The sequence below is a fragment of the Ferrovum sp. genome, from assembly GCF_027317285.1.
Classification (GTDB): domain Bacteria; phylum Pseudomonadota; class Gammaproteobacteria; order Burkholderiales; family Ferrovaceae; genus Ferrovum.
The window spans coordinates 1-4,402 of sequence record NZ_DAHVHV010000087.1; the positions used below are offsets into that span (position 1 = coordinate 1).

General features: G+C 50.9%; 3 protein-coding genes. 2 read left to right on the forward strand and 1 reads right to left on the reverse strand.

From position 1 onward, the window contains the following. The first annotated feature begins 1,092 nt into the window (after nt 1-1,092). Nucleotides 1,093-2,574 carry an IS21 family transposase gene (istA, locus tag M6F29_RS11305; protein WP_298159923.1) on the forward strand — a complete coding sequence of 494 codons (1,482 nt, stop codon included), beginning with the start codon at nt 1,093-1,095 and terminating at the stop codon, nt 2,572-2,574. Beyond that, on the forward strand, nt 2,561-3,328 hold the full coding sequence (istB, locus tag M6F29_RS11310) for an IS21-like element helper ATPase IstB (protein WP_297487015.1): 768 nt from the start codon (nt 2,561-2,563) through the stop codon (nt 3,326-3,328). Before istA ends, istB begins: the two co-directional genes overlap by 14 nt. On the opposite strand, the gene M6F29_RS12430 is transcribed toward istB, so the two are convergent. Then, the gene (locus tag M6F29_RS12430) at nt 3,290-3,550 is read right to left on the reverse strand and encodes a CHC2 zinc finger domain-containing protein (protein ID WP_366526006.1); all 261 of its coding nucleotides are present in this window, start codon (nt 3,548-3,550) and stop codon (nt 3,290-3,292) included. The two genes, istB and M6F29_RS12430, sit on opposite strands and share 39 nt — an antisense overlap. Nucleotides 3,551-4,402: the final 852 nt, after the last annotated feature.

A 4,402-nucleotide genomic window follows, 5' to 3' on the forward strand; every position in this document is an offset into this window, starting at 1 on the left:
ATGATGAAACAAGCGGGTCGGCATTCAGGTGCGATGCAATCTCATGCAAGGCGGCGCGTTCTTCAGTGCAATCGCCCGGGGAGGATAGAAATATGCGGAAGGACGACATGGACAAATTAAAAGGCTGTTGAAATTCGATTAACGAAAGGGCGTCCAGCATTTTACCGAGTGGTCACCTCTTGATGTCTCGCAAGTAGATTGTAGCGCGTTTTACGAATTTGCCTTTTTGTGGCGAATTTCCGTACCGTAAATTTTTGCAGCCTGCTAGCCCTAGTTGGTGCCTTCCGTCACTGACCGCCTTGGCACTTTGCTGTCTTGCAACCCAACGATCACCGCAGTCGATCGGTTTTTGCGTCATGGTTGTCATTTTCTATTTCGGTCGCCTGCGCTCGACCAATTCATGATCATAACCGATGAGCCTGAAACCCTCATGAATCCTGGAGGCGACCTCTTGAGCGCTCAAGAGAGCGAGGTGAGAAACCGCGCCAACAAGTGGCGTTCCAGGCAAAAAAATCCCAACCGATACGGGTTGGGATTTGAGGTAATGGTGGTGTAATGAGGTACTAAAGCAAACTGCCCCCTCACTGATTCGCGTGTTTTATAGGAAACGGAAGGGGTTGTCGCGAGCCACGGCGACGAACGAATCATTGAACCAGATTGACCTGATCTCACCCGGCCAACGCGGCGGCAATGTGCATCTTCACTTTTTGCTCAAGAAACGCACTTGTCAGTCCCTCCCCCTCTAGTTGGCAACTTTCGACGCAAGTTGTCTCACGGGCAATTGTGATGGCTTCCGCCCTGTGAATGAGATCGTGGAAAACTTGAGTATCGCCAGGGGAGATTGATCTTTGAGTATTAAAGTAGTCCAGGTCGATGTCGAGGACGAATGGCCGTTCGAATAACCCCGGAACGGCTGCAGTAGAACAGATTGTGTCGATCAATTCGAGACGTTCAGCGAGAAATTGTCAGTGGCCAAGTAAACTGACCCATCTGTGGCCAATAAAAATGACCCACCCTTTGGTAGGGGCATAGAGCCCCTGTAGAGTTACCTCATTGCAAACAACATGGGGTACTTTTGTGAAGGAGTGGATTGTGATTCATAAAATCAAGGCGCTGTACGATGAAGGTCGCGGGCTGTCGATCAGGGGTATTGCTGGTGAACTGGGTGTATCCCGAAATACGATACGCAAGTATCTGGCTCTGCCAGTGGAAGAAATCAGCACGGCTCAAGGCCAGACAACGAGATGCAAGAAGTTGGACGGGTACAAGACCTACCTCATCAGTTTGCTGCAAACCTACCCCAATCTGAGCGCGGTGAAGGTTGAGAGGAAGTTGCGGGCTCAATTTCCAGACTTGGTTTGCTCGAAACGTTCGCTGCGTCGATTTGTGCATGAACTGAAGGAGCAAGTTTGTGTGCGCCAACCTCGCTACTATCAACCGATCGTGGATATGGTTCCGGGGCATCAATGCCAGGTGGATATGGGCGAGTTACGAACTGTCCGCATTGGGGGTGTGGAGACGACGGTGTATTTTTCCGTGTTTGTCTTGTCCTATTCGCGCCTGATGTATGTGGTGGCCTCTCTGGTACCCGTGGATACAGAGATATTCATCCGGATGCATGATGCGGCCTTCCGCTACTTTGGTGGCTGCCCCAAGGAGTGCGTGTATGACCAGACCAAACTGGTGGTGATACGGGAAGAGTATCGTGAGTTGCAACTGAATCGGAGGTTTGCCGAGTACGCCGCCTATGCCCGCTTCAACATTCGTGTTTGTGAAGGTTATGACCCGGAGAGCAAGGGAAAGGTTGAGGCCGGGGTCAAGTATGTCAAGCATGACGGGTTATACGGAGAAGACTTTCCGACGATAGGTGATCTGCATGGCGATTTGGCCAAATGGCTGGATGAAGTGGCCAACCAGAGACAACATGGGGTAACCGGGGAAGCCCCTCGCGTACGATTTGATCGGGATGAGGCAAAGGCTCTGCAATCCTATTGTGTTCCAATTGACCAGTCGGATGGCCACGGGGGTGTGACCCGGCAGGTGGACCGCACGGGACTGATCTCCTGGAAGGGTAACCAGTATTCTGTGCCCATGGCCTACCAACGCCAAACAGTACTGGTGCGTGAAACGAGTGGGTATGTGGTGGTACTGGACAGGGCCATGGAAGAAATTACCCGGCATGAAGTATATGCGGGCAAGGGGGCCATCCTCAAGAATGGAGATCACTACCGCAACAAGGAAATAACCATTACCAAATTGGAGAAGGACATTGACGATGTCATACGACCGGTGCCTACTGCGTCCTTACTGAGCCTGATCAAAGAGACCTCCCCGGAAATTTACAAGGATCAGTTGGTGGGCTTGCTGCAAATACTGCATCGACACGGCCCTGTGTCGGCAGAACTGATGGCATGGATATGTGATCGACCCAGCCTGACGGCGACCCAATTTCGGACATTTCTGGAGGTTGGCCCCGAATTGATGGCACGTAGGGCGCGTAATGATGTGGTGACGCGCACCGGTGACCTGAGCCGTTATGCTGGCGTGGTGGGAGTTCCTCATGTATTCCACTGATGATGTAGGCAGAATGATGCGCAGCCTGAATCTCAAGCATGCCAGTGAGGGACTGAATTCCCTGCTGAGCCGTGCCAATGACCAGGAGTTATCCCCTTTGCAGTGGGCAGGTACCCTGCTGGAACATGAGTTGAGTTCACGCGAGGCGCATCGTCGCGAAACCAATCGCAAAAAGGCTGGCATTCAGGTTGAGAAACGGCTGGATGAGTTTGACTATCAGTGTCAAACCACCATTACCAAGCGTCAGGTGACCCAGTTGCTGGACTTCCAGTTTGTGGAGAACAGGCAGAACCTGATATTTATTGGTCCGCCGGGTGTGGGCAAGACCCATTTGGCTACGGGGTTGGCCCTCAAGGCGCTGGAACGGGGTTACCGGGTGTGGTTCAGTTCTGCTCTGGCATTGACTGAAGATCTGGAAATGGCCGAGATCAAGGGGCGCCTCAAGGCCAGGATTGCCCAGTTGTGCCGGTACGATTTAATCGTAGTCGACGAATTGGGATACCTGCCGATGAGCCGACAGAGCAACCATAACCTGTTTCAACTGATCCATGCCATGTATGAGTTCAGATCAATCATCCTGACCACCAACAAGGACTTTACACGCTGGGGTGATTTCTTTATTGATGAAAATGTGGCTGTACCAATTGTTGATCGACTGATACACCATGCACAGATATTCATGCTGGGTGGTGAAAGCTACCGTCTGAGGCAAAAATTAGGCGGTGGTTCTGGGGTTGGGGTGGGTCAAAATTAATGGCCAAAAGTGGGTCAAATCTGTTGGCCATTGACAACCCACCGCGGTAACGATCTCATGGGCACCACATCCCGCAAAACAATAGAGCAAAATTTTCCCATCGTTTCCGGTTACGCTCAACGAAGGGCTGTTATCGTCGTGAGACGGACACTTGGCCATCCATCGACCATGGCTGGTCTTGCGAACCCCCTGAAGCCTTTCCAGCAGTTCCTCAACAGTCATGATGGGCTCCCTTTTCTTGGGCGACCACGACCTCGGCTTTCCTCCTGGATAATTTTTGGCTCAATAGTTCTGGTGTCAACTGTGCCAGTAACCTTTGCGATGTCCACCATCAACACCCTTTTATGCTTTCCCACCAATCTGATAGGCACGGGGAATCGGTTCCGTAATATTAGGTTCGATGCTGTCTTGCCGAGTTTTTCCCGAGTTCCAGTCCATCCGAGCAAAACCAAGGCATCAACGGGGGTTACGGCCAATGGGGTAAGTAATTTTTCGTGAGACATATTTCCTCGAAGAACTGAATTGGTTGGCCAATCATCTCACATTTTTTCAAGGAAATCAACTATAACTCATTGAATTTAAACGTATAAATCATTCAGACACACTCTCGCTTACCCCCTCACACTCCGACAATAATGGGCAGGTTGTCGACGGGCCGGGTGTGAACCCGACTGAGCCCAGATGGGCTGTTCGTGAGATATGTCATTGCACGGGTGTGTAATCAGTCGATTTGGGGTGTTTTTGGCTGTTTAGTGAAAAATATTTATGGCGCAGGGATGTGTTGCTGCTGATCGGGGACAGTTGGCGGCGCGAGGTCTGTCCGATTGGGACAAAACAGGGACAGTTACAATGAGTTAGAGTAAGTCAGAATGAGAAAAACGGGGACAAAACAGGGACACTTGGAATTTGAAAATGGAGAATTTTATGCGATTTTCAGGTTGAATCAGGTTTGATTTTGGCATAAAAAAACCGCTATTTCTAGCGGTTTTTCAATGAGTTGGCGGAGAGAGAGGGATTCGAACCCTCGATGCAGTTTTTGACCGCATGCTCCCTTAGCAGGGGAGTGCCTTCGAC